This is a genomic window from Kitasatospora albolonga (genome assembly GCF_039535905.1).
GTDB classification, from domain to species: Bacteria; Actinomycetota; Actinomycetes; order Streptomycetales; family Streptomycetaceae; genus Kitasatospora; species Kitasatospora albolonga.
Genome location: NZ_BAAAYB010000100.1, coordinates 1 through 24,688, shown reverse-complemented (window position 1 = coordinate 24,688; position 24,688 = coordinate 1). Strand labels below are relative to the sequence as shown.

22 protein-coding genes and 2 pseudogenes are annotated in these 24,688 nt (G+C 74.4%); 10 read left to right on the top strand and 14 right to left on the bottom strand.

Annotated features, from left to right (window positions below; all coding sequences use genetic code 11):
* The first annotated feature begins 2,820 nt into the window (after window positions 1-2,820).
* Entirely contained in the window at window positions 2,821-3,267 is a 447-nt protein-coding gene (locus ABD946_RS25710) for a DUF6210 family protein (protein WP_345287480.1), read from the top strand.
* Window positions 3,268-3,291: 24 nt separating this feature from the next.
* On the opposite strand, the gene ABD946_RS25705 is transcribed toward ABD946_RS25710, so the two are convergent.
* The 6 genes from ABD946_RS25705 to ABD946_RS25680 all read right to left on the bottom strand — a co-directional run bounded on the left by ABD946_RS25705 (window position 3,292) and on the right by ABD946_RS25680 (window position 9,254).
* Window positions 3,292-3,591, bottom strand: a complete 300-nt coding sequence (locus ABD946_RS25705; RefSeq protein WP_345287479.1) for a hypothetical protein — start codon at window positions 3,589-3,591, stop codon at window positions 3,292-3,294.
* Window positions 3,588-4,016, bottom strand: coding sequence for a hypothetical protein (locus ABD946_RS25700; protein ID WP_345287477.1), 429 nt, complete (start codon window positions 4,014-4,016; stop codon window positions 3,588-3,590). Before ABD946_RS25700 ends, ABD946_RS25705 begins: the two co-directional genes overlap by 4 nt.
* Window positions 4,017-4,266: 250 nt before the next feature.
* The gene (locus tag ABD946_RS25695) at window positions 4,267-4,461 is read right to left on the bottom strand and encodes a hypothetical protein (RefSeq protein ID WP_345287475.1); all 195 of its coding nucleotides are present in this window, start codon (window positions 4,459-4,461) and stop codon (window positions 4,267-4,269) included.
* Window positions 4,462-4,748: 287 nt separating this feature from the next.
* The gene (locus ABD946_RS25690) at window positions 4,749-6,002 is read right to left on the bottom strand and encodes an ACT domain-containing protein (protein ID WP_345287473.1); all 1,254 of its coding nucleotides are present in this window, start codon (window positions 6,000-6,002) and stop codon (window positions 4,749-4,751) included.
* A 404-nt stretch (window positions 6,003-6,406) separates the two neighbouring features.
* A complete protein-coding gene (locus ABD946_RS25685; protein ID WP_345287471.1) occupies window positions 6,407-7,864 on the bottom strand; it encodes a pyridoxal phosphate-dependent decarboxylase family protein in 1,458 nt (485 codons plus the stop codon).
* Between the two features lie 286 nt (window positions 7,865-8,150).
* Complete coding sequence (locus ABD946_RS25680; RefSeq protein WP_345287469.1) at window positions 8,151-9,254, bottom strand: hypothetical protein; 1,104 nt, start codon at window positions 9,252-9,254, stop codon at window positions 8,151-8,153.
* A gap of 296 nt (window positions 9,255-9,550) precedes the next feature.
* Between ABD946_RS25680 and ABD946_RS25675 the strand changes: the two genes are divergently transcribed.
* From ABD946_RS25675 to ABD946_RS25665, 3 genes are all read left to right on the top strand, one after another.
* A complete protein-coding gene (locus ABD946_RS25675; RefSeq protein WP_345287467.1) occupies window positions 9,551-9,826 on the top strand; it encodes a hypothetical protein in 276 nt (91 codons plus the stop codon).
* 42 nt (window positions 9,827-9,868) lie between these two features.
* The gene (gene glmS / locus ABD946_RS25670; protein ID WP_345287465.1) at window positions 9,869-11,695 is read left to right on the top strand and encodes a glutamine--fructose-6-phosphate transaminase (isomerizing); all 1,827 of its coding nucleotides are present in this window, start codon (window positions 9,869-9,871) and stop codon (window positions 11,693-11,695) included.
* 202 nt (window positions 11,696-11,897) lie between these two features.
* Window positions 11,898-12,554 carry an NADPH-dependent F420 reductase gene (locus ABD946_RS25665; RefSeq protein WP_345287463.1) on the top strand — a complete coding sequence of 219 codons (657 nt, stop codon included), beginning with the start codon at window positions 11,898-11,900 and terminating at the stop codon, window positions 12,552-12,554.
* Window position 12,555: 1 nt separating this feature from the next.
* Here the strand turns inward: ABD946_RS25665 and ABD946_RS25660 are convergent, their stop codons facing one another.
* From ABD946_RS25660 to ABD946_RS25640, 5 genes are all read right to left on the bottom strand, one after another.
* Entirely contained in the window at window positions 12,556-13,218 is a 663-nt protein-coding gene (locus tag ABD946_RS25660; RefSeq protein WP_345287461.1) for a DedA family protein, read from the bottom strand.
* Window positions 13,219-13,255: 37 nt separating this feature from the next.
* The gene (locus ABD946_RS25655) at window positions 13,256-13,453 is read right to left on the bottom strand and encodes a DUF1918 domain-containing protein (RefSeq protein ID WP_345287459.1); all 198 of its coding nucleotides are present in this window, start codon (window positions 13,451-13,453) and stop codon (window positions 13,256-13,258) included.
* Window positions 13,454-13,528: 75 nt separating this feature from the next.
* Window positions 13,529-14,233: a TetR/AcrR family transcriptional regulator gene (locus ABD946_RS25650; RefSeq protein ID WP_345287457.1), complete on the bottom strand. Its 705-nt coding sequence runs from the start codon at window positions 14,231-14,233 to the stop codon at window positions 13,529-13,531.
* 87 nt (window positions 14,234-14,320) lie between these two features.
* Window positions 14,321-14,983, bottom strand: a complete 663-nt coding sequence (locus tag ABD946_RS25645) for a response regulator (protein ID WP_345287455.1) — start codon at window positions 14,981-14,983, stop codon at window positions 14,321-14,323.
* Window positions 14,971-16,278 (bottom strand): sensor histidine kinase, encoded by a 1,308-nt coding sequence (locus tag ABD946_RS25640; protein ID WP_345287453.1) that lies wholly within the window; start codon window positions 16,276-16,278, stop codon window positions 14,971-14,973. The genes ABD946_RS25645 and ABD946_RS25640 overlap by 13 nt, the downstream gene beginning before the upstream one ends.
* A gap of 173 nt (window positions 16,279-16,451) precedes the next feature.
* Here ABD946_RS25640 and ABD946_RS25635 point away from each other — a divergent pair, with 173 nt between their 5' ends.
* The 4 genes and pseudogenes from ABD946_RS25635 to ABD946_RS25620 all read left to right on the top strand — a co-directional run bounded on the left by ABD946_RS25635 (window position 16,452) and on the right by ABD946_RS25620 (window position 21,077).
* The gene (locus ABD946_RS25635) at window positions 16,452-17,732 is read left to right on the top strand and encodes a glycosyltransferase 87 family protein (RefSeq protein WP_345287451.1); all 1,281 of its coding nucleotides are present in this window, start codon (window positions 16,452-16,454) and stop codon (window positions 17,730-17,732) included.
* 41 nt (window positions 17,733-17,773) lie between these two features.
* On the top strand, window positions 17,774-18,946 hold the full coding sequence (locus ABD946_RS25630; RefSeq protein WP_345287449.1) for a glycosyltransferase family 4 protein: 1,173 nt from the start codon (window positions 17,774-17,776) through the stop codon (window positions 18,944-18,946).
* Window positions 18,947-19,070: 124 nt separating this feature from the next.
* Window positions 19,071-20,415: pseudogene (locus ABD946_RS25625) on the top strand (GH1 family beta-glucosidase).
* 302 nt (window positions 20,416-20,717) lie between these two features.
* Window positions 20,718-21,077, top strand: coding sequence for a hypothetical protein (locus ABD946_RS25620; RefSeq protein WP_345287447.1), 360 nt, complete (start codon window positions 20,718-20,720; stop codon window positions 21,075-21,077).
* 25 nt (window positions 21,078-21,102) lie between these two features.
* Here ABD946_RS25620 and ABD946_RS25615 read toward each other — a convergent pair whose 3' ends face one another.
* The 3 genes and pseudogenes from ABD946_RS25615 to ABD946_RS25605 all read right to left on the bottom strand — a co-directional run bounded on the left by ABD946_RS25615 (window position 21,103) and on the right by ABD946_RS25605 (window position 23,763).
* Window positions 21,103-21,261, bottom strand: a complete 159-nt coding sequence (locus ABD946_RS25615; RefSeq protein WP_345287445.1) for a response regulator transcription factor — start codon at window positions 21,259-21,261, stop codon at window positions 21,103-21,105.
* Window positions 21,262-21,463: 202 nt separating this feature from the next.
* Window positions 21,464-21,706, bottom strand: a pseudogene (locus ABD946_RS25610) (response regulator); the annotation flags it as partial.
* 71 nt (window positions 21,707-21,777) lie between these two features.
* A complete protein-coding gene (locus tag ABD946_RS25605) occupies window positions 21,778-23,763 on the bottom strand; it encodes a sensor histidine kinase (protein ID WP_345287443.1) in 1,986 nt (661 codons plus the stop codon).
* Window positions 23,764-23,974: 211 nt separating this feature from the next.
* Here ABD946_RS25605 and ABD946_RS25600 point away from each other — a divergent pair, with 211 nt between their 5' ends.
* Together ABD946_RS25600 and ABD946_RS25595 are read left to right on the top strand one after the other, a co-directional pair.
* Window positions 23,975-24,073 (top strand): class III lanthipeptide, encoded by a 99-nt coding sequence (locus ABD946_RS25600; RefSeq protein ID WP_345287441.1) that lies wholly within the window; start codon window positions 23,975-23,977, stop codon window positions 24,071-24,073.
* A 101-nt stretch (window positions 24,074-24,174) separates the two neighbouring features.
* On the top strand, window positions 24,175-24,688 hold a 514-nt coding region (locus tag ABD946_RS25595), incomplete at its 3' end, for a class III lanthionine synthetase LanKC N-terminal domain-containing protein (RefSeq protein ID WP_486334080.1).

Sequence of the window (24,688 nt, the reverse complement as noted above, 5' to 3'; positions counted from 1 at the left end):
GCGGGACGGGATCGTTGTCGCTGCTGCTCGCGGAGGCCGGCCAACCGCGTGACGGGCGTCGACCTGGCGCCGCCATGGTCGAGCGGGCGCGCGGGAAGCTGGCCGCGGCGGCCTTCCGGCCGCTTCCTGGTCGGGGACGCGTCGGCGCCGCCGACCGGGGACCGAGCGGTTCGACGTACTGCTCTCGCGCCACCTGCTCTGGACGCTGCCGACCCCGAGGCCGCGCTGCGCGAGTGGGTCGGGCGGCTGCGGCCGGCGGGCAGTTGGTGTTGGTGGAGGGTCGGTGGCGCGAGTCGGGGCCGGAGGCGGAAGCGAGCGTACGTGGCCGGCGCGGAACTGCTCCCTGGCAGGGCGGGTCGGCGCGGAGGGCCTGACGGCGGCGGTCCGGCCGCTGGTCACCGAGCTGCGGGTCGACCACCTCAGCGCCGTACCGGAGTTGTGGGGCGCCCGGTCCACGACGAGCGGTACGTCCTGGTGGCCCGGGTCTGAGGGGTCTCGCCGCAGTCCGTAGGTGGCGTCATGCCAAGTGGAGCGAGCTGGATGCGGTGGACGGGCGGGCGGACCGGGAGCGGCCCAGGAGGTCTGCCGTGTGCTTCAGCCGGACGGCCCGGTACCCGCGGGCCAGGGTGGTTTCCAACCGTGAGCGGCAGGAACCTCTCGGCGCCCGGGTGGCTGCGCTGCTGAGCTGGTGACGAGGCGGTGGAGACGGGCGCGAGAAGTTCCGGCCGTTGGCGGAGCTCAGCCCGGAGGAGCGGCGGCAGGTCGTCACCGCCGCCGAGCATCGCCGGGCTGACCTCCTCGGCACCTCGTGCTCTACGGCAGACAACCTGGTCCGCCTCCCGGCCGGAGATCGTCGCGAATGAACCGCGCTGAGGAGTTCACCCCGTACACCTCGGGCCGGCTGCACTGGTTCCCGTACGAGATCACCCGCTGCACGCGGCTTGGTGCGCAGCACGGTGAGCACGCGTGCACTGTTCGGCAAACCACAAGTTCCGTCCGCCGTTCCCCCGGCTGCGGCCGGTCGGGACTCCGTCGGAGTGGACTGACCGACCTCGATCCCAAGCGGTGGGGGCGACGGCCGTCCACGGCTGCAGCTGTCTGCGACCGGCCGATCGCCGGGGGCGGTCTGCACCAGGTGTGGTTGACGCTCCAAGTGGCCACGGACGCACTGCCGTTGCTGGTCACGCCTGCTCGGCGGCTCTGTGCGTCGCGGCACGCCGCCGGCCGCCGAGGGATACGCACCCGCCCACGCGGGGGGGCGCGTGGACCTCACGCCGATGGGTAGGCGGTTTTCCGGTCGTATCCGTCCGACGGGCGTCAGGACGGGTGACCGGCGCGGCGCGGGGGGCCTAACCTCGCGGTGTCGTCGTGCCCGGCCCGGGGTGGCCGGGGAGGGGGGATTGATGGAGCTGCTGACCGCAGTGGCGGGGCCCTCGGTGTGGCGAGGTGCACAGCTGGACGAGCGGGACTGCCCCTGGCGGTAGCGGGCCGACTGTCCGTGTCCGAGCTCGGCCGAACTGCTTGGCGCGGGCCGGGGTTGGCCGTTGTCCGGGGGATCGGGCTGGACGGGCTGACGGACGGCGAGTGCGTACGGGTCGCCGGCCGGTACCTGGCGGGGCTCGGTACGGTGCGGGCCCGAGACCCGGCACGGCGGCCGACAGCCTGGTGGGTCGCGGCGCGGCACGCGGACGAGGCCGGGCTCGACCTGCAACACGGACACGGGCGATGTACCGGGCCGCCGCGGCTGCTGGCCTAGCTGTGCGTACGGCAGCGGCGGCGAGCGCGGTGAGTCGTCCTGGTCAGCGGAACACGCCGTCCACGACGCGCTGCTCGCCTCCCGACCGAGGGCGCTCGCGCCGCTCTACGCGGACTTCACTTCGGCGACGGCCCGGACTTTCGCCCGCCACCTACCCGTCTTCGCGCCGTGACGGACAGTCTGGACGTGCAGTACAACCGCTACTGGATCGGACGGGGTCATGCCGAGCGCGGGCTCCCCCTGACGGGCGCTCAGCTGTCCGCCTGGACGCCTTCGAGGAGGTCCTCGCCGAGCCGGGGCCTCGCCCACCGGGTGCCGCTGCGCGAGACCTGCTGCTCGTCAGACAACATGGCGGTGCTGCACGGCCGACGGCCTTCACCGACCCGCCGGGAGCCGGAGCGGAGCGAGAGGGGCGCTGGCCCTGGTCCGGGTGTGGGCGGACTAGGGTCTCCCGTCAGCGCGGGCGGGCGCCGGGAGGGGAGACGTGACGGGCGAACGCCCCGGGCCCGGCCGGGTGAAGCGCCGCGACTTCGGCCTCATCGCGCTGGTGGCGCCAGCGCTCCATGAGCTGCTTGCGGAGTGTTCCTCGAGCAGGGCGTCGGCCGGCATCCCGGTGCGCAGTGCGGCGGTCCGGGCCTACGATCACCGTGGTGGACGAGTACGGGGTGGGCGTGGCGGCCGTGTGGTGGCTTCGGGGGCGTTCTCTGGGCGGTGGCCGGGACGTCGACGTGGGCTGGTGCACCGGGGGCGGGGTACTCCGTGCCGGACGGCGGTGGCTGGTACACCTCGCGCTGTTCGCCGGTTTCGTCACCGCCTACTTCTGGCGTGGCCTCGCTCGGTCGACACCACCGCCGAGCGCCACGCCGCCTGGTCCCGGCCGCCGGGGCCTTCTTCGGCGCGGTCTGCTGCCTGCTGATGGGCCAACAGTCCGCCACTGGGTCGCGGCCGCCGTCCTGGCCGCGGTCGGGTCCGCCCTGCCGGTGGTCGTCGCCCGGCTGCGGAGCCGCGCGCGCACGGTTCGTGTGGAGGGGTGCCGACGTGCCCGCCCGAGCGCACCGGCAGGCATGTCGCCGCCGGACCGCCGCGCCTCCACGTCGACCTCGACCACGTCGAAGCCCTCGCACAACGACTGGCTCTACGTGGTGATCGAGGCCCCCACGGGCGTGGTCTACGAGCTCCAGTACGCAGGAACGCTGTGCCGCCGGGCGGGAATCGAGGGCCACCTCGTCCCGACGGAGTCGACGGTGGGCCACGCCGCGCTGATCGACCTGTTCGTCGACCGGCTGGGCGGCGTGGGGACCCCGATGGACGCCGTCCCGCAGCACCTCGACGCCCTGCGCGCCGCGGTGGAGCACATCGTCCTCCCCGTCGGTACCTCGTCGGACGGCCTCGGCCCGACCCTCAGCCGCATCGGCGTCGACGAGACGCGGCTGGCGGAGGCCACCGAGGCACACGTCCCGGTGACCACCGAGTTCGGCCCCGGCGTGCTGGTCTGGTCGAACTCGGACTGAGTGCCCTCGGCCGTATGCGCCCGCTCAGGGGGTGGCGACCAGCTTGCTGAGGCTGGTGGCCAGCCAGGGCTTGCGACCGCCGGCGCGCATCCTGCCGAGGGCGATGGCCTTCCACATCGGGGCGCGCTTGAAGGAGACCAGCAGGAAGGTGACCGGGTCGGCGGTGATCCGGCAGTCGTGGGGGCGGGTGGGGGTGTCGTCGCGGGTGACGGTCATGGTGCCGTCGTCCACCACCACGGAGAGGCGGAGTCCGCCGTCGAAGGCGAGGTCGAAGGAGCGCCGGACGCCGCGGGAGCGGGTGGTGTCCAGGGCGAGCGGCATCATTGTGTGGGGATCGCCTGACCGAGCACCAGAGGCCTCGTTCCTGGGTGATGGGCCAGGCGTCGCCGGTGGCCGCGGGCGATGTCGAGGCCGTGGAGCAGGGTCTCGCTGAGCACCAGCCCCGTGGCGGCGGCGACGGTGAGCGAGCGCTCGGGGCCGTACCAGGGGGTGGCGACCGGGTCCTCGGGGTCCAGGCGGCGGTGGCCCGAGAGGAAGGCGGCGGCCCGTTCGCTGATGAACTCGCCGATGCGGGAACGCTGTTCGCCGTCGAAGAGGGCGATGGCCTTGGCGTTGACGGCGGCGATCCGCTCGGCCAGCAGGCCGTCCTCGCCGCTAGGCAGGATGCCGGACCAGTCGACGGCTCGTCGGTGACGGCGGAGGAGTAGGCGAGGTGCACGGCGGCCAGGTGGGCGGCGGGTGTCACCCACGGTCCAGCTGGAGGCCGGACGGCGCGTCCAAGTCCCGTGTGCTGGAGAGGAGTTGTCCGAGTCGGGCGAACGGCGCCGGCTGAGTGCGGCGCGAGTCACGCTCCGTGCTCAGCGGGACGGCATCGAAACGTAGACGGCACCCATGCCGGTCCCCCAGTTCTCGAGCGGACCCCGAACATTACCGGCGGGTAGTGTCGTCGCGGTAGGGGCGTCGTTGCGGTTGTCGCGAAGAGCGCGTTCCGTCAGCCGGTCAGGCCGACTGCGGGGGGAGGCGGGGCGGCAGCGCCCCGGAGTCGGCGGGCGGAACGGCGCCCGACCTGTCCACCACAGCCCTCGGGCAGCGGCTCCTCCCACCAGGGGACTCCTCCCAGCCATCCAAGGAGAGGGGAGCAGTGTCCGGGAACAGGCGGCGGATCTCGGTGAGCAGCCAGGGGTCGGCGGTCATCAGCTCCCAGAGGTGCTGCGAACTCCCGCAGAACCAGGACCCGTTCGGTCCCCGCGTAGCGACGAAGTCCGCATCGACCGCCTGCAGGTTCCGCAGGTAGCTCGGCCGCAGCTCGAGCGTACCAGCCGTCCTCGGAGAGTTCGCGATCCCTCGAGCCACTCCTCGTAGAACCGCCCCGCCAGATCCGCCAGCCGAAACTCCCCAACCGCACAGGAGTTCGTTCGCCGTGACGTAGCGCGCCCGACGGTGCCCAGGGCACCGGCTCGTCCTCCGCCAGGCCGAGAACGTCACCGACTCCGGACGCGCCACCCGCTGCTCCGATCTCCATGCGGACCGTATGCGGAAGGCCGTGCGGACGTCTCCCGATTTCCCGTGGTGCCGGGCCTCCGGCCTGCGCCGCTGCCGACGGATCTGCCGCGGAGGGCGGTTGTCGTCGGCAAGCCGCGCAGGGCGGGCCTCAGCGGGTGGGCCAGGGGCGGGAGGGGTTCGGTGGCCTGGGTGAGGTGGGCGGTGATGACGAGGGTGGCGTCCTCGACACTGGTAGTCGAGGGGGGCGGAGAGGCGGCGCATGGTGGAGATGATGCGGTGTTGGCGGCGTGGGTGACGGCGTAGGACGGTGGGGACGCGGCCTCGAGGGCGAGGGCGGCCATCCGGCGGAGCAGGTCGACGCCGAGTGCCGCGGCGCTGCAGGCGTCCTCGACCAGCAGGGCGACCTCCGCGCCCTCGTCGTCCCACATCAGGTGGGCGAGGGCGACGATCCGGCCGTCGGGGGCTTCGGCGACCAGGGTCTGGCCGTGCCGGGGGTCGAGCAGGTGGTCGAGGTAGCGGTCGGCGTCGCGGACGGGGCCGTGGTAGCGCTTGCGGAGGGTGTCGGGGGAGCAGCGGGCGTGCATGGCCAGGGCTTCGGCCTTGTCGGAGGTGTCGGCCCGGCGGACGGTGAGGTCGGTGCCGGCGGGCAGCCGCAGGCGGGCCTTGACCTGGGGGACCCGGGGGCCGAGCAGGGAGTCCAACTCGACCAGGGCCTGGGCCCGGGCGAACTCGGTGGGGGTGAACGGCAGGTGCGGGCGGCTGAGTTCGATCAGGTCGCCGGAGGGCACGGGCAGCCGCATCAGGTGGCCGTCCATCCCGGCCGCCGCAGCTGCCCCGCCGCCCGGGAACTGCCGGATCGTGCACCGGCCGAACAACTTGCGCAGCGCGACCGGGAGTTCGGCCGCGTCCAGCGCGGTGCGGGTGGCCAGGGCGAGCACGTGGGTGGGTTCGTCCACCAGGTCGTGGGCGTCGGCCCGGTCGGTCCAGATGTCGGTGCCGCCGCCGGCCGCGACGGCCCGGGCGAGCTCGGTGCGGCCGAGCGGCAGCGGGGCGCGGACCAGGAACTCGTCCACCGCGCCCGCGGGCAGCGGGTGGGTCTGCATCGAGACGATGGAGACCTGCCGGCCGGCCAGTTCGGTGCAGATCCGGGCCAGGCTGCCGGGGGAGTCGGAGACGGTGGCGCGCAGCCGCCAGAGCGCGGTGGGCACGTGCTCGTCCAGCGGGCCGGTCACCGGGGCCGCCTCGGGGCCGCCCGGGGGGTGCGGTGGGGTCGGGGCCGGGCGGTCCGTGCGGATGCCGGTGTGCCCACCATGCGTGGAACACCGCCGTGGCGACCAGGGCGAGGGCCGAGAGGACCAGCAGCAGCGGTCCGTCGTGGCCGTGCACGACCGTGTTGGCGACCAGGTCGGCGGCCGCCACCGCGACGAAGACGGCGGCGAGCTCGGTGGTGGAGTGGCGCCAGCGGTGGTTGCGGGCGCTGCGCCGCTGCGCCCGGGAGGGGGCGGCGGGCTGCTGGGCGAGGTGAGAGGTGCTGTCCATGGAAACATGGTGCTCTGCCGGTGTTTCACGATCACGAATCCCCCGTGACCTGTTGGTTAATCTCTGCGGAGGGCATTCGAACGGTCCTTGGGCCGCTTCAGGAAGCGGACGGACGGTCCGTCAGTTCGCGCGCTGCGGCGCGGACTTCGGCCAGCAGCAGCTCCAGGTCGGCCTCCGTGGTGGCCGGGTTCAGCAGACAGGCCCGGAGGATCTCGCGGCCGCGGTGGACGGCGCCGGTGACGAAGGCCCGGCCGCGTGCCTGGACGGCGGCGGGGAGGTCGTGGTTGACGGCGTCGCCGCCGGTGTGGCGGAAGGCGACGATCGAGGTGTGGACCGGGGCGGTCAGCTCCAGCTCCGGGTCGGCCTCGACCAACGCGCCGAGGTGGCGGGCGAGTTCGGTGGTGCGGGCGATGTCGGCGGAGAGGCCGGCCCGGCCCTTGTGGGCGATGGTGGCCCAGACCTTGAGCGAGCGGAACGGGCGGGTCTGCTCCATGCCGTACTCGGAGAACCAGCCGAAGTCCCCGGCCGCCGCGTCCCGCAGGTAGGAGGGGACGAGGGAGAAGGAGTCGCGCAGCGCGTCGGCGTCGCGCACCAGCGCGCAGCCGCAGTCCACCGGCACGCCCAGCCACTTGTGCGGGTCCAGGGCGAGCGAGTCGGCCCGGTGCATGCCCGCGTAGCGGTCGGCGATCACCGGGTCCAGCACGCCCCAGGCGCCGTACGCGCCGTCCACGTGCAGCCACAGGCCCTCGGCCTCGGCCACGTCGGCGATCGGGTCGAAGGCGTCCACCGCGCCGGTGCCCACCGTCCCGGCGGAGGCGACCACCAGGAAGGGGAGCAGCCCGGCGGCCCGGTCGGCGGCCACCGCCTCGGACAGGGCGGCCGGGTCGAGCCGGCCGTCGGAGTCCTCGGCGACGGTCCGCAGGTGGCGGCTGCCCAGGCCCAGCAGCTCGACGGCCTTGCGGACGCAGGAGTGCGTCTCGGCGGTGGCGTAGGCGATCAGCGGGGGCAGGCCGGACAGGCCGTCGGCCCGCAGGTCGTGCCCGGCCCGGACGGCGGCCCGGTGCCGGGCGGCGGCCAGGCAGAGGATGGTGGCCATCGAGGTGCCGGAGGTGAGGATGCCGCCCGGGGTGCCCTTGGCGGCGGAGGGGACGGCGGCGGGGAAGCCGACCAGCTCGGCGATCCAGCGCACCACCGCGCGCTCCAGGTGCACGTCGGCGTGGTCGCCGCCGGCCGAGCTGGGGTTGGTCGCGGCGGCGGCCAGGGTGGCCAGCACGCCGGCGGGGGCGGGCGCGGAGTTGACCCAGCCGAAGAAGGCGGGGTGCCCGTTGCCCATCGGGGCGCTGAGCACCTGACGCTCGATCACCTTGAGCAGCCCGTCCAGCGGGGTGCCGTCCTCGGGCAGCGGGAGTTCCAGCAGGGCCCGCCGGTCGGCCTCGGCCATCGGCTGCCAGACGGGGCCGTCGGCCACCCCGGCGAGGTGGTCGGCGGCCAGGTCGGCGACGGCCCGGGCGGCGCTGCGGAAGTCCTCGTGCGAGGTGGAAGGGGTGGTGCTCATGCTGGCGCTCCATCAGACGGCTGTGGAGGGACGGCTTCCTCGACGTACCCGGTGCGCTCGATCGTACGCGGCGCCCGGTCGCCCGGTCCCCGCCGTCCGGCGGGTGGACACCGCGCGCGCCGCGTGGTGCCAGGTCGCCCCGGGGGCGCGGGGAACCGCGCGGAACGGAAGGCGGCCCAGCGCTGGATCGGGGCAGGCGAGCCGGTTCCACGTCCTGCCGTTCCCCAGCGCGCAGTTCCCCGCGCCCCCCGGGGTGACCACGACCGGACCCGGGTGTCGGCCGGCCTCAGTCCAGGGTGCTGGAGAGGCCGCCGGCGGAGCGGCAGTAGCCCTGGATCTCCTTGTTGGTGATCTTCGAGCAGAGCCGGGCGCCGGCGCCGGACTCGGTGTAGTTGACGGTGTAGTAGCTCATCAGGCCCTGGGTGCAGGCCTTGCGCTGCCAGCCGTCGGCGGCGGTGGCGCACTGGTTGGCCGCCCAGTCCTCGCGGTCCAGGTTGTACTTCATGGTCCGCGAGCCGACCCCGCGCGAGCAGTCCTGGGCGCCGCCGGAGGCGACCCCGTTGAGGCACCACTTGAGCGCGTCGGCGAAGACGCCGGGGTTGTTGGCGTAGTCGTGCGAGGAGAGGTAGAAGGTCGGCGCGTAGAAGAAGCAGGCCGACTGGAAGAGCGAGGGCTGGTCCTTGCAGGGGTAGAGCGGGTCCTTGGCGAGGGCGGCCGGGTCGAGGTTGGCCTTGGCCTTCTCGTCCTCCTCGTCGGGGCCGAACAGCTGCATGAAGAGGCCCTCGGAGCAGGTGATCTTCCGGCTGTCGGTGGGGAACTTGTTGCACAGCGCGCGGGCCTTGGCCACGTCCTGCTTGGCGACGAACATCGTGCCGTGGCCGACGCCGTGGATGCACGGGCCCTTGTTGGCCGGGGCGCAGAGCTTGAGCAGGTCCTCCTCCGGGTTGGCGGAGGCGTTCAGCATCTCCTCCACCGCGCCGTGCAGGTAGCCGGCCGCGCAGGTCTCGTGCGGGAAGGAGATGACCTTCTGGAAGTCGGCGTTGAAGCGCTTGACCGCGGAGTGGCCGAGCTCGTGGGCGATCGGGTGGCAGAAGCGCACCGTGTAGGGGAGCTTCTTGGTGATCGCGTCCAGGTCCGCCAGGGCCTGGCCCGGGTCGGTGGCGTCCATCTTCGCCATCAGCTTGTTGCGCAGGGTGGAGCGGGTCCACACCGCCGGGTCCCCGGAGGGGGAGGGCGAGGCGCCGGCCGGGACGATCGCCGCCTGCTGGGTGGCCGGGGCGGCGGCCGCGGTCTTCGGCGCCGGTGGCGTCCACTCGGTCACGGCCACCGAGCCGAGGCCGAGCGCGCCCAGCAGGAAGGCGGTGATGATCGCGAAGAGTCGCGGCTGCATGTGCTTCGGTCCCCCGGCGGTCGCTACGGACGGTGGCGGTTCCCATCCTGGCTGTTCTCGACCGAAACGGAGCGTTTCTGACGGCCATTCGGGAGTGTCGGCTCGGCCGACTGGTCAACGAGGGACGGGCCCCCCGGTCACCGGAGCCACAGGCTCTCACAGCTTCTCCTCATCCGGTCGGCCGACCCCGTGGTACGGACCAATACGGCCCCGTTGCGTCGGAAGAGGGGGATCCCTGCCCGATTTCGGGCACGATTATTGGATTGGACGACCGAGAACGCATAGGCTCCCCTCTCGTGTCCGCCTCACCGCACCCTCATGAAGACCTGCTCGTCCACCTCACCCGGACCACCCCACTGGGACCGGGCGAGGCCGTACGGGTGGTCGCGGAGGTGCTCGCGTACTTCTCGGAGACCACCGAGGAGTACGTCCGCCGCCGTCACGGTGAGCTGCAGGCACGAGGACTGACCAACGAGAGGATCTTCGACCGGCTGACCGGAGAGCTCGCCGCGCGCCGGGTCGCGGCGCCCGAGCTGTCCGTGCGTCAGCTGCGCCGGATCGTCTACGGCTGACGCCGCCTCAGGGGGCGGCGGGATCAGAGGAGTTACCACCACATGTGCGGAATCGTCGCCTACATCGGCCCGAAGGACGCCACCGCCTTCCTGCTGGAGGGCCTGCAGCGCCTGGAGTACCGGGGGTACGACTCGGCGGGCATCGCCGTCACCGGCAAGACCGGCGGCCTGAAGGTCTGCAAGACCAAGGGCCGGGTGGCCGACCTGGCCGCCGCCGTCCCGGCCCGCTTCAAGGGCACCACCGGCATCGGGCACACCCGCTGGGCCACCCACGGCGTGCCGAGCGACGCCAACGCCCACCCGCACCTGGACAACGCCGAGCGGATCGCCGTGGTCCACAACGGCATCATCGAGAACGCCGAGGAGCTGCGCGCCAAGCTGACCGCCGACGGCGCCGTCTTCCGCTCCGAGACCGACACCGAGACCCTCTCGCACCTGATCGCCGCCCACCTGGGCGAGGGCATCGACCTGGAGGAGGCCGTCCGTTCGGCCCTCAAGAAGGTCGTCGGCACCTACGGCATCGCCGTGCTCGACGCCACCCAGCCCGACCGGATCGTGGTCGCCCGCAACGGCAGCCCGATCGTGCTCGGCCTCGGCGAGAAGGAGATGTTCGTCGCCTCCGACGTGGCGGCCCTGGTCCGCTACACCCGCCAGGTGGTCCACCTGGAGGACGGCGAGCTGGCCGTGGTCAAGGCCGACGGCTTCCGCACCTTCACCGAGGACGCCCGCACGGTGACCCGTCAGCCCTCCACCGTGGACTGGGAGATCGACTCCTACGACACCGCCGGGCACGAGCACTACCTCCACAAGGAGATCCACGAGCAGCCCGCCTCGGTCGAGCGCACCCTCGGCGGCCGCCTCGACGAGCGCTTCGCCACCGCCCACCTCGGCGGCCTCAACCTGGACGCCCGCGTGCTGCGCGAGATCCGCCGGGTGAAGATCCTCGGCTGCGGCTCGGCCTACTACGCCGGCGAGATGGGCGCCCAGCTGATCGAGGAGCTGGCCCGCATCCCCGCCCACAGCGAGCCCGCCTCCGAGTTCCGCTACCGCAACCCGGTGATCGAGGCCGACACCCTCTACGTCGCGGTCAGCCAGTCCGGCGAGACCTACGACACCCTGGCCGCCGTCCAGGAGATCAAGCGCAAGGGCGGCCGGGTGCTCGGCGTCGTCAACACGGTGGGCAGCGCCATCGCCCGAGAGGTCGACGGCGGCATCTACCTGCACGCCGGCCCGGAGATCTCGGTCGCCTCCACCAAGGCCTTCACCTCCACGGTGATCGCCTTCGCCCTGCTGGCCCTGCACTTCGGCCGCATCCACGACCTCTCGCCGGCCGACGGCCGCCGGATCGTGGCGGGCCTCAAGGCGCTGCCCGACCAGATCCGGGAGATCCTCGCCGAGGAGGAGAAGATCGCCGCGCTGGCCGAGGAGTACGCCAAGCACGAGGGCATGATGTTCATCGGCCGGGTGCGGGGCTTCCCCGTGGCGCGGGAGGGTGCGCAGAAGCTGAAGGAGATCAGCTACGTGCACGCCGAGGCGTACCCCGCCAGCGAGTTGAAGCACGGACCGCTCGCGCTGATCAACCCGGAGCTGCCGACCGTCGCCCTGGTGCCGGACGACGAGCTGCTGGACAAGAACCTCACCACCCTCGGCGAGATCAAGGCCCGCTCCGGCCGGGTGCTGGCGGTGGCCCACCGCGAGGTGGACGCCAAGCTGGCGGACCACACGGTGATCGTGCCGCGGTCCGAGCCCGAGCTCGACCCGCTGCTGCTGAACATCCCGCTCCAGCTGCTGGCGTACTACGCGGCCGTGGCACTCGGCCGGGACGTGGACAAGCCGCGCAACCTGGCGAAGAGCGTCACCGTCGAGTAGTCCTGGTCGTACGGGACCGACTTAACGGAGCGCGTGTCGTTCCGCGGTGGACTTCCCGGCCCGGTGGGGGTGCGAATGCCGCTCCCCGCCGGGCCGGAGGCACACCGGTCCGTCACTCTCCGCTCGCCCGGCGGCCACGCTGTGCCGATGTGCGCTCGGTAGGGTGTGGGCCCACAGCCGGTTGAGGGACGGGAGTCGTGTGATGCGGGTCGGGATCATCGGTACGGGCATGGTCGGTCGTGCGCTGGGCGGGAAGCTGGTGGAGCTCGGGCACGAGGTGATGCTCGGCTCGCGCACCGAGCAGAACCCGACCGCCGTCGCCTGGGCCCAGCAGGCGGGCGAGAAGGGCAGCCACGGCACCTTCGCCGAGGCGGCCGCCTTCGGCGAGCTGCTGGTCGTCGCGGTCTCCGGTGTGGTGGCGGTCAAGGCGCTGGCGACGGCCGGCGACGAGAACCTGACCGGCAAGGTGCTGGTCGACGTCTCCAACCCGCTGGTCTTCTCGCCGCTCGGCGAGGTCAGCCTGGAGCCGGTGAACGTGGACAGCATCGGCGAGCAGATCCAGCGGGACTTCCCGCAGGCCCGGGTGGTCAAGGCGCTCAACACGCTCAACTGCGACGTGATGGTGGACCCGAGCCGGGTGCCGGGCGACCACCAGCTCTTCATCGCGGGCAACGACGAGGCCGCCAAGGCCGACGTGACCGAGCTGCTGCACTCCTTCGGCTGGCCCAAGGGCGCGGTGCTGGACCTCGGCGACATCACGGCCTCGCGCGGGCTGGAGATGCTGATGCCGTTCTGGCTGCGGCTGATGAACCACTACGGCCACGCCGACTTCAACTACTCGATCCGCTCGGCCCGCTGACCTACCGTCCGGCGGACTTCCGCGTGTCCTGACGGCGCGCCAGGTGCCGCCGCCGGAGCCGGTACCCCACCAGCCCGGCGGCGGCCACGCCGGCCGCGACGAGCAGGACCAGCTGGTAGCGGGCCAGCTGGCGGTAGATCGGTCCGATGTTGTCCCCGGCCAGGTAGCCGGCCGAGGCCCAGACGCCCACCCAGAGCAGGGCGCCCAGCACGTTGGCGGGCATGAAGCGCCGCCAGGACATCCCGGTGGTGCCGGCCACGATGCCGTTGGTCTGGCGCAGCACGTCCACGAAGCGGGCGACGGTGACCACCTTGCCGCCGTGCCGGGTGAAGAAGTGCTCCCCGCGCTCCATCCGCTCCGGGGTGAGCAGCACGTACCGGCCCCAGCGCTCGATCAGCCGGTGCCCGCCGGTGCGGCCGATCAGGTAGCCGAGGCTGTCGCCCGCGACGGCCGCCAGCACGGCGACGGTGACCACTCCCGCGATGCTCAGGCGACCGGCCCCCGCGTACACCGCCGCCAGCACCAGCACGGTCTGGCCGGGCACCGGGACACCGCAGTTGTCCAGGAAGACCAGCAGCCCCACCGCCGGGTAGCCGTAGCTGTCCAGCAGTGGGGCGAGCGAGTCGAGCGGGGCGGGGAGGTCGGCGGGCGGGGTGTCCGTCATGGTGCTCCGGTGGCCGGGGGGCGGGGGCGGTGTCCGTTCAGTGGGCGGCCTGCTGACGCTCGATCACGGTGCAGTCGGAGCCCGGGTAGACCAGGGCCTCGTGTCCGTCCTCGAAGTGCACCAGGTACGGCGGTTCGCCCTGGGTGCCGCGCACCTCGAGGATCTCACCCTCCCGGTCCTTCATCCCGACCGCCCTGCCGTGCATCACCAGGTGGTCGCCTGCGGTCGCGTGCATGGTCCGGCTCCTTCCACTGTGCTGGCGGGTCCCGTCTCCACTGTGCGGCGGGCGCGGGGAGGCCGCAACGGCCGGTCAGGACGCCTGGTGGTCGGTGAGGTAGCAGCGGAGCAGGCGCTCGCACTCGGAGATCAGCGCCGGGTCGCCGTGCGGGTCGGTCCGGAAGGCCAGCTTGAGCACCGCGTCCGCGCACTCCAGCGCGACCCGCAGTGCCAGCGGGTGCCCGGGGCCGGCGAACAGGCCGCCGCCGAGGGCCTGGAGGCGCTGGGCGACGGCGGCGTTGTTGTCGAGCTCGGTGTCCAGCAGGTGCTGGTCGTCCACCCCGCCCTCCTCCTCGGCAGCGGCGCCCTCCGCCCCGGCGGTCAGCACCTCGACCAGGCCGAAGTCCAGCTGGCCGAAGCCGGGCACGGCGCGCTTCATCGCGACGAACTCGGCCACCGCCAGGTGGACGAAGCCGGGCACGCCGGGCGGGGCCTCGGCCCGCAGGCGCCCGCCGAGGCGGTCCAGGTAGAGGTCGAGGTTCCGGGAGGCCAGCGCGGAGAGCAGGCTCTCCTTGCCGGAGAAGAACTGGTAGAGCGTGCCGATCGGCACGCCGGCCCGCAGCGCGGTCTCCTTGGTGGTCAGCGCACCCGGGCCGACTTCGTCCAGCAGCTCGGCGCAGGCGTCGAGCAGGCGCTCGTACCGCTCCTGGCTGCGCTGCTGCACCGGCCGCCGCCGGGGCGGGACGGGGGCGCCCGGCAGGCTGGTGCTCGGGCCGGGGCCGTCCGTCTCCTGCTTCATGGGCCCACTCTGCCGCATCCGGAACGCGGTGCGCCAATCTCCAACGCGAGTCGCGCTCATGTTGTCCGCCGGGCTGACGGCCCGTCATCAGGCCTGGGTGCCGCGCAGGTGGGCCAGGACGGCGAGCACCCGGCGGTTGCCCTCCTCCGGGTCCAGGTCCAGCTTCATGAAGATGTTGCCGGAGTGCTTGACCACCGAGGCCTCGGTGACGCACAGCCTGGCCGCGATCGACTGGTTGTTCCAGCCCTCCGCCATCAGGGCCAGCACCTCGCGCTCGCGCGGGGTGAGCCGGCCGAGCGGGCGGGCCGCCGTCCGGTGGGCCAGCAGCACCCGCACCACCTCGGGGTCGATGACGGTCTGCCCGTCGGCGACCCGGCGCAGCGTGTCCAGGAACTCGGCCACCTCGCCGACCCGGTCCTTGAGCACGTACCCGAGCCCGCCCCCGCCGCCCGGTGCGCCGCCGAGCAGCTGGGCGGCGTAGGCGGTCGCCACGTACTGGGAGAGCACCAGGACGGGCAACTCCGGTCGACGGGCGCGTAGTTCGAGCGCTGCCCGGAGGCCCTCGTCCCGGAAGTCCGGCGGCATCCGGACATCGGTGAGGACGAGGTCGGGGCGGTGCTCCTCCACGGCCGCGGCCAGCGCCCGGGCGTCGCCGACGGCGGCCACCACCCGGTGGCCGCTGCGGTCGAGGATCTCGCTCAGCCCGGCCCGGAGCAGGACGGCGTCCTCGGCCAGCACTATCCGGAGCACGGTACCTCCACCCGGACGAGGGTCGGGCCACCGGCCGGGCTGGAGACCAGCAGCCGGCCGCGCAGCACCGCCAGACGGTCCGCCAGGCCGGACAGGCCGGTGCCGGCCTCGGGATCGGCGCCGCCCCGTCCGTCGTCGGTGATCAGCAGGACGAGCCGGTCGTCCGCCAGGGTGCCGGTGACGCCGACCTCGGCCGCGCCGCTGTGCTTGGCCGCGTTGGCCAGGGCCTCCGTCACGGTGAAGTACGCCGTGGCCTCCACCAACGGCGGTAGCCTGCTTGGCAGTTCGATCTCCACCCGGACCGGGACCGGCGAGCGCTCGGCCACCTCGGCCACTGCGGCGGCCAGCCCGTGGTCGGTCAGCACCCGCGGGTGGATGCCGCGCACCAGCTCGCGCAGCTGCTCCAGTGCCCGGCGGGCCTCGGCGCGGCCCCGGGCGACCAGTGCGGCCGCCTCGGGGGCGGCGGCGCCGAGCTCCAGCTCGGCGAGGCCCAGCGTCATGGTGAGCGCCACCAGCTGCTGCTGGGCGCCGTCGTGCAGGTCCCGTTCGATCCGCCGCCGCTCGGCCTCGAAGGCGTCGGCCAGCCGGGCCCGCGAACGGGTCAGCTCGACCACCCGGTGGCGGTCCCGGTCGTCGGGCGCGGCGGCCAACAGGGCGGTGGCCACCCACACCTGGCCCGCCGTCAGCCAGGCCGCGGCGTACGCCGACAGTGCCACCCCGGCCAGACCGGCCAGGCTGAACGGCAGCGCGGAGAACGGCCCCGGCACGGCCCGGCCCGGGATCAGCATCACCGTCTCCGGGGCCAGCGCCCACACCACCACTGGGGAGGCCACCAAGGCGCAGCAGAAGGCCAGCAGCGCCAGGACCCCCAGCCCGGCACCGGGGAAGACCACCGCCAGCAGCGCCGCGTAACCGCACTCGCGCCAGGTGGCCCGCTCCGTCAGCCGGTGCCGCAGCAGGCCGCGGCCCGTGGGCGCGGGCCCGTGCGGATCGGCGAGCGGGTCGGGCTGCACCAGTCGCAGGCGGCGCCGCTCCACCCGGGCGACCCCGACGGCGAGCAGCGGGACGCCGGCCAGCACCAGCAGGCCGACCCCCGCCACCGAGAGCAGGACCCCGACGGCCAGCAGGACCGCCAGGGCCACCAGCAGCCCGAGGCCGAACAGCGTGCCGCCCAGCAGGTGCAGCCAGCAGCGCGGCGGCCAGGCGGAGAACAGGAACTCCGCCGGCCGCCGTCCGAGCGCCCGGCGGACGGCGCTCGCGGGCGGCGCCGGGTCGGCCTGGTGCGGGAGGGACATCCGGGCCCTTTCTGTCGGGATTTCTTGATCATCAAGCACCCTAACCCGAGCCGACGGCCGCTGTCGGTAGGGAAAACCCGACCTCCGGCCCTCGACCCAGACCCCCTGACGGGGAGGGGGCGCGCGGCTGGAATGGAGCCGTGCCGAAACGACTGTTCACACCATCGATCACCTTGCCGGACCGAGGAGTTGGGACTGCCTGGTGGCTTGCCGCCGCCGGCTACGCGGTGGCGCTCGCCGCGCTGTCCGGGCTGACGCCGCACCGGGTCTGGGGCGGCTGCGCCGCCGTCGGCTACCTGGCGGCCGCCGCCCTCGCGGGACGGTCGCGCGGCCGGGCCGCGGCGCTGCCGGCGGCCCTGGCGGGGAGTGTCCTGCTGCCGCTCGTGGTGCTGCTGACGAACGGTCAGGCACAGAGCGAGGTCGGGGTGGTCGCACGCTCCGCCGAGGTCCTGCTGCGCACCGGGACCCCGTACCTGGCCGAACCGCAGGGGGTGGACGACTACAACCCCTACCTGCCCGGCATGGCGCTGTTCGGACTGCCCGCCCGGCTGCTCGGCGACGGTCCGGGCGTGCTCCCGGTGCTCGGGGACCCCCGGCTGTGGTGCGCCGCCGCGTTGGTGTTCTGCCTCGTCTGCGCGTCGGCCCTGGTGCGGCGCGGCGGCCGGCCGGCGGGGGCGGGGGCCGAAGCCGGGCGGGTGGTCGGGCACCTGGTGGCCTCCCCGCCGGTGGCGCTCCCGCTCTGCGTGAGCGGCGTGGACCTGCCGCTCACCGGGCTGCTCGTCCTCGCGCTCGCCCTCGCGGCCCGGCGGCGGCCGGTCGCCACCGGGCTGGTGCTGGCCGCCGCCTGCTCGCTCAAGTGGACCGCGCTGCCCGCCGTCGCGGTGGCGGCCGCCCTGCTGACGGTCGGTCAGGCGGCGGATCGGTCGGCGGATCGGTCTTCGGGTCGGGCGTCCGGCGGAGGGCGGCGTCCCGCCGCGCGGTGCCTGGCGGCGTGGGCGGCCGGGACCTCGGTGCTGGTGCTGCCCGCCCTGGTGGCCGTGCCCGGCCGGCTGGTCGAGCAGGTGCTGCTCTTCCCCACCGGCCGGGGCGCCGTCCCGACCCCGGCCGCCAGCCCCTTGCCCGGACGGCTGCTGGCCGAGCTCGGGCCGGTCGGCCAGTACACCGCCACCCTGCTGCTGTGCGCCGGAGCGGCCGTGGTCGCGGCCTCGCTCCTGGTGCGCCCGCCCCGGACGCTGCTCGCCGCCGCGGACCGGCTCGCGCTCGGACTGACCGTCGCCTTCCTGCTCGCGCCGGCCGGCCGGTTCGGCTACCTCGCGCTGCCGCTGCTGCTCGCGCTCTGGGCCCGGCTCGCCGCTCCGGCGGACAGCTCCGCGCCCACCGCCGCGCCCGTCGCCTCGGCCGCGCCCGTCGCTTCGGCCGGCCCGGCTCTGCGGGCCCGCCCGCTCGCCTCCTGAGTCCCCGTCAGCCACCGCAGAAACCCCGAGAGGTCACCACTGTGGGCACCACCCTCGTCATCACCAACGACTTCCCGCCCCGCCAGGGCGGCATCGAGACCTTCGTGCACGCCATGGCCACCCGGCTCCCGGGTCACGACGTGGTCGTCTACACCTCCGCCGAGCCGGGCGCCGCCGACTTCGACGCCACCCTGCCGTTCCCGGTGGTCCGCGACCGCGCCCGTACCCTGCTCCCCACCCGCCGGGTCACCGACCGCGCCGTCCGACTGGTTCGCGAACACGGCTGCGACCGGGTGTGGTTCGGCGCGGCGGCCCCGCTCGCCGCGATGGCCCCCGCGCTGCGCGAGGCGGGCGTCGAACGGATCGTGGCCACCACCCACGGCCACGAGATCTGGTGGGCCCGGGTGCCCGGCGCGCGCAGGCTGCTGCGCCGGGTGGGGGAGAGCGCCGACGTGGTCACCCACCTCGGCGAGTACACCCGGGCCCGGATCGGCCCGGCGCTGGGCCCGCGCGCCCGGCTCAGCCGACTGGTGCCCGGCGTGGACGCGGAGGTGTTCCGCCCGGGGGCGACGGCGGACCTGGGCCGGGCGGTCCGCGACCGGCACCGGCTGCACGGCCGCCCGGTGGTGCTGTGCGTGGCCCGGCTGGTGCCCCGGAAGGGGCAGGACGTGCTGATCCGCGCGCTGCCGCTGATCCGCCGTGCGGTGCCGGAGGCCGTCCTGCTGATCGTCGGTCAGGGGCCGGACGAGCGGCGGCTGCGCGGGCTGGCCGCCGGGCTGCCCGAGGGCTCGGTGGTCTTCGCCGGCGGACGCGGCCACGCGGAGACCCCCGCCTACTACGCGGCGGCCGACGTCTTCGCGCTGCCCTGCCGCACCCGCCGGGCCGGGCTGGAGGCGGAGGGGCTGGGCATCGTCTACCTGGAGGCCGCCGCCAGCGGCCTGCCGGTGGTCGCGGGGGACTCCGGCGGGGCCCCGGACGCGGTGCTCGACGGCTTCACCGGTCTGGTCATCGACGGCCGGGACGTGGCTGCCGTCGCCCTGGCGGTCATCCGGTTGCTGCGCACGCCGGAGGGCGCCGCGATGGGCCGCGAGGGCCGGGCCTGGGCCGAGCGGGCGTGGGCCTGGGAGGGCTCCGCCGCGCACCTCGACGCGCTGCTCGCGCCCGGGCCGGCGCCGTCGGGGCCGTCTGAGCCGTCGGGGTCATCGTGGCCGTAGGCGGGCCGACCCGGCGGCACCGGTGGATCGGCCGTGCCCGGCTCTGGCCCTCGGCTGGTGGATCTCCCTAACATGAGCACCCCTCGCGTTTTCGGAACCATGCTCGTCCTGCGGAAGGAATCCCATGACGGACCGTCACGACCTGCCCCCCGGTTTCCGCTGGGGCGTGGCCACCGCCGCCTACCAGATCGAGGGCGCCGCCCGGGAGGACGGCCGGGGGCCGTCGATCTGGGACACCTTCACCGCGCGCGAGGGCACCGTCCGGGACGGCCACACCGGCGACACCGCCTGCGACCACTACCACCGCTGGCACGAGGACGTCGCGCTGATGCGCGGGCTCGGGGTGGACGCGTACCGCTTCTCCATCGCCTGGCCGCGCGTCCAGCCCACCGGCCAGGGGGCGGTGAACGGCGCCGGGCTGGCGTTCTACGACCGGCTGGTCGACGCGCTGCTGGACGCCGGGATCGAGCCGCTGCCCACCCTCTTCCACTGGGACCTGCCGCAGGCCCTGGAGGACGGCGGCGGCTGGCTGGAGCGGGACACCGCGTACCGCTTCGCCGAGTACGCCGCCGTGGTCGCCGACCGTCTCGGCGACCGGGTGCGCAGCTGGATCACCCTCAACGAACCCTTCGTGCACATGGTCTACGGCTACGCCCTCGGCAACCACGCCCCGGGGCGGGCCCTCCTGCTGGACGCCCTGCCGGTGGCCCACCACCAGCTCCTCGGCCACGGGCTGGCCGCCGCCGAACTCCGGGCCCGGGGCGGGGCGGTGCTGATCACCAACAACCTCACCCCCGTCCGTCCCGCCTCCGGCTCGGCGGAGGACCTGGCGGCCGCCGAGGCCTATGACACCCTGCACAACCGGCTCTTCAACGACCCTGTCCTGCTGGGGAGTTACCCCGACCTCTCGGCCTTCGGCGTGTCCGCCGACCTCGGCGGAGCGGTCCGCGACGGCGACCTCGAACTGATCGCCGCCCCGCTGGACGGACTGGGCGTCAACTACTACAACCCGACCCTGATCACCGCTCCCGCCGACCCCGGCCTCCCGTTCGCCGACGCCCCGATCGAGGGCGTCCCGCGCACCGCCTTCGGCTGGCCGGTGGTCCCCGACGGCCTGCGCGAACTCCTGGTCGGCCTGCGCGGGCGCTACGGCGCCGCCCTGCCCCCGGTCACCATCACCGAGAACGGCTGCTCCTACCCCGAGGACCTCGACGACCAGGACCGCATCTCGTACCTCTCCACCCACCTCGACGCCCTCGCGGCCGCCGCCGCCGAAGGCGTCGACGTCCGCGGCTACTTCACCTGGTCCCTGCTCGACAACTTCGAATGGGCCGAGGGCTACCACCAGCGCTTCGGCCTGGTGCACGTCGACTTCGACTCCCAGAAAGCGCACCCCCCGCGCCTCCTACGCCTGGTACCGCGACCTGATCGCCCGTCACCACACCCTGCACGCGCGCCGGGTGCACTGATGCGCGGATCCGTTCGGCGCGGGACGTGGGCCGCCGGCCTCGCCCGCGTCGATCGGACGGCCGGGGCGTGGGAAGATCGGTTCACCGACGGCATCCGTACCGGAGCGGTCGGCAGAGCCGTCCGAACCGTGATCGAGGAGCAGCTGTGACCGAGCAGCCCGGCCCGCAGCAGCGCATCGCCGAGGTCATCCGCCCGGCCATGCTCGACGGCCTGCAGGACGCCCACCTGACCGGCAGGCCGGGCACCGAGCTCATCAACCAGTGGGGCCGACTGGATCGCCGCGGTCGTCGCCGGGCAGGTGGTGCAGTCGATCGCGGCCGAACGCGACGCCTTCGCGGACCGGGTGGACACCCTCAGCCAGGTCGCGAGGCGCAACCTGGAGGGGCAGAAGGACGCCGCCCGGGAGGTGCGGCGACTCGAGGCCCGGGTCGCCGAGCTGGAGGCGGAGCTGACGCGGCTGCGCGAACCCGGAGCGGTGGTCCCCGGCCCGGAGGTGGTGCCCGACGCGGGATCCGCGGCCGACGAGCCCGCCGGGTCGCTCCGGGACCGGCTCCGCGCCAAGTACCCCGCGACGGCGGAGGCCCTGGACCGCCGGGGACGCCGAGGGCCGCACGAGCGACCCGGACGAACCGAACGACCTGCCATGAACCCGGAGCGGTAGCCGGCCTCCCGGGCCGTCAACCCCCTCACGGGCCGCCCAGCCCCGCCTCCCGGGCGCGGACGATCGCCTCGGCGCGGCTGGCGGCCTGGAGCTTGACCAGGATGTTCGCGAGGTGGTTGCGGACCGTCTTCGGGCTGACCACCAGGCGTCGGGAGATGGTCGCGTTGTCCAGACCGCGGGCCACCAGGTCCAGTACCTCCCGCTCCCGGGCCGTCAGGCCGGGCAGCGCGGCGCCGGGGCCCCGTGGTGTGACCGCCCGTCAGGTACGCCAGGGCCCGGGTCGCCACCGCCGGGCCGAGCACCACGCCGGCGCCCGCGACCGTCCGGACGGCGCGCTCGATCTCCTCCGGGGCGGCGCCCTTGAGCAGGTAGCCGCGGGCGCCGGCCCGCATGGCGGCGAACACCGAGTCGTCGTCGTCGAGCATGGTGACCACCAGGACGGCGGTGTCGGGCCGGGACCGCAGGATCTCGCGGGTGGCGTGGATCCCGGAGCCGGTGGCGGTGCCCAGGTCGAGGTCCATCACCACGACGTCGGGCCGGTGCGCCTCGGCCGCCGCGACGGCGCGCTCCAGCGTGTCGGCGGTGCCCACCACGGTCAGCCCGGGGAGCGAGTCGAGCAGCGCCGTCATCCCCATCCGGAAGACCGGGTGGTCGTCGACCACCAGGACGGACAGTGGTGCCGGGGGTCGGTGACCAGTCGTCAGTCAGCATGCCGGGCGGCCTCCTCGACGGGGACGGACAGGACGAGGCGGGTGCCGGTCCCGGCCCCGCCCGGGTGCCACTCCACGGTGCCGCCGATCTCCTCGGCGCGTTCGCGCAGCGACTGGGTGCCGACGCCCGGCCGGGCGCCGGCCGCGATGCCGAGGCCGTCGTCCTCGACCGAGACGGTCAGCAGCCCGCCGCCGCGCGGCTCGACCACGCCGCCGCGCAGCGAGACCACGCAGCTGCGCGCGGCCGCGTGCCGGGCGACGTTGAGCACGGCCTCCGCGACGATCGCGTACACCGCCCCGGCCACCGCGGGCCGGACCTCGGGGACGTCCTGCTCGCGCACCGACACCGCCAGGCCGTCCGCCTCGTAGCGCATCACCAGCTCGCGCAGCGCCGGGACCAGGCCGAGTTCGGTCAGCACCGGCGGCACCAGGCCGCGGGCCAGCTGGCGGACCTCCTCGACCCGCGCGTCCACCTCCAGCCGCAGCGCGCCCAGCAGGGCGTCGGCCCGCTCCGCGCCCTCCGGCAGCAGGTTGCGGGCGGCGGCCACCCCGAGGCCGATGCCGGCCAGGGCCGGGCCCAGCTGGTCGTGCAACTCCCGGCGCAGGACCCGCCGTTCGTCGTCCCGGGCGGCGGCCAGCCGACCGCGCGACTCGCGCAGCGCCCGGGTGACGGCCGCCAGGTGGACCGCGGTCGCGACGACCGGGGCCACCTCGTCCAGGGCGGCCCGGGTGCGGCGGTCGAAGCGTTCGCCGGGCCGGGAGGTCACCAGCAGGGTGCCCGCCGTCCGCTGACGCACGGTCAGCGGCACCGCCAGGCGGTCGTCCCGGGGGTCGGCCGGGCCGCCCTCGGTGGCCAGCGGCCGCCCCTCGGGGTCGAGGATGCCCGCCGAACCCAGGTTGAACGCGGCCGCCACGCTGCGGGCGATGCCGGCCAGCGTCTCCTCGGGCGTGGCCGCGCTGCCCAGGTGGCGCCCGACCCGGCTCAGCACGGGGGCCGCCTCCTCCCCGTGCACCAGCCGGTCCACCCGCCGCTGCAACCAGGTCCGGGCGGGCTGGAACCCGGCGGCGGTGACCGCGGTGGCGAGCGCCGGGCCGACCGGTCCGGCGGTCGGCAGCAGCACGCCGAGCAGGGCCGCCAGCGCGACGTACCCGGTCACCAGCAGCCCGGTGAGCAGGGACCAGACCAGGGTGCGGCTGACCGCCAGGTCGATGCCCCAGAGCCGTTGGCGCAGCACGGCGACCAGCACGGCGGCCGGGAAGAAGGCCTGCGAGGCCAGGTGGGTGAGCGGGGTGAAGAGCCCGAGCAGCAGGCCGTCGCCGTCGCTGCCCACCGCGAGCGGCAGGAAGGCCAGCGAGATGAGCGCGGTGCCGATGGCCAGCCAGCCGAGACCGCGGGCCGACGGGTCCCGGTAGCGGCGGTACGCGGCGTGGCCCGCGGCCGTCAGGCCCAGCACCAGCACGGCGGCCATCAGTCCCCGGAGCACCGGTTCGGCGAGCCGCGCGCCGGGGTTGGCCAGCCGGACGGCCAGCAGGGCGGCCGTCACGGCGACCCCGGCGGCGAGCGCGGCGCGGACGGCCGGTGGCACCGGGCGCCGGGCGGAGACCAGGTAGGGCACCACGGTGGCCAGGGCGAGGGTGCCCGGCACCCAGGCGGTGGCCTGCAGCACGGCCCAGCCCGGCAGCGGCTCGTGCACGCCGAGCCGGACCGCCAGCCCGGCGGTGACCGCAGCGGTGCCGCCGCCGACGGCGGTCAGCGCGACCAGCCAACCCGCCGCGTTCGCACGGCGGTTGAGGACAACGGCGGCGACCAGTCCGTAGACCAGTGCGTCGGTGGTGTCGACCACGCAGTACCACCGGTCCGAGGTCCAGGGCACCTCGGCCGTCGCCATCAGGACGACGGACCACAGACCGGATCCCCAGGACAGCAGGAGGACCACCCCGGCGCCGGTCCTGGTACGTGCTCTTCCGCTTGGCATCCGCCGAGGGTAGGTGCGGCGGCTTGTCGTCGGATTGACGCCGGGTCAACGAGCGCCCGGGCCGCGTGCGCCCAGGAGAACGGGACGGCGGGCCCATGGAGTCCGGGACGCCCGGAACGGCAGCCTTCGTGGTGCCGGCCCCGAGGGGGACGGCACACCACCACCAGCCGGTGCGCGTTCCGCGTACCCGACCACGAAGGAAGTGACCAGGATGAGCGTCCTGAAGCTCCAGAACCTGCAGCCGCGCACCACCGCCGCCAAGGCGCCCGTGCTCTCCATCACGAGCAGCAGCAGCATCTGCTGCGGCTGACCCGGTGACCTCCGTGCGGGGGCGCGACGCGCCCCCGCACGGGCCCCCGCCCACGTACCGGCCGCTGTCGGCGGCACCCCCGCACGACCAGAGAGGCTGACATGCGCGACGAACGCTGGGTCGACCGGTTCCTGTTCGCCTGGAACGACACGCTGTTCTTCGACCCGCTCGACGTCCACTACCGGCCGAGGGACGACCACTTCCTGGCCGGGCTCGACGAGCGGGTGCGGGCCCGGTTCGTCCGCAGCGGCCTCTGGTGGAGCCACCGCCACGACCGGGACCTCCCGGCGCAGGGCTGGAAGATCCACGTGTCGGCCGGCCTGCACCAGGTCCGGGAGACCGCCGCCGCCGTGATCGGGTACCTGACGGAGCATGAGGTGGACTTCAAGATCGCGCTGGACCTCAACGTCCACGAGATGCTCAACTCCAAGGCGATGGCCCGCGGCAGCAGCGGGAAGCTGGTCACCGTCTACCCGCGCGACGAGGCCGCGTTCCGGTCCTGCCTGGACGGTCTGGCCCGGCTGCTGAAGGGCGTCGAGGGCGCCTACGTGCTCTCGGACCTGCGGTACCGGGACAGTCACGCGCTCTACTTCCGCTACGGCCAGTTCCTCGACA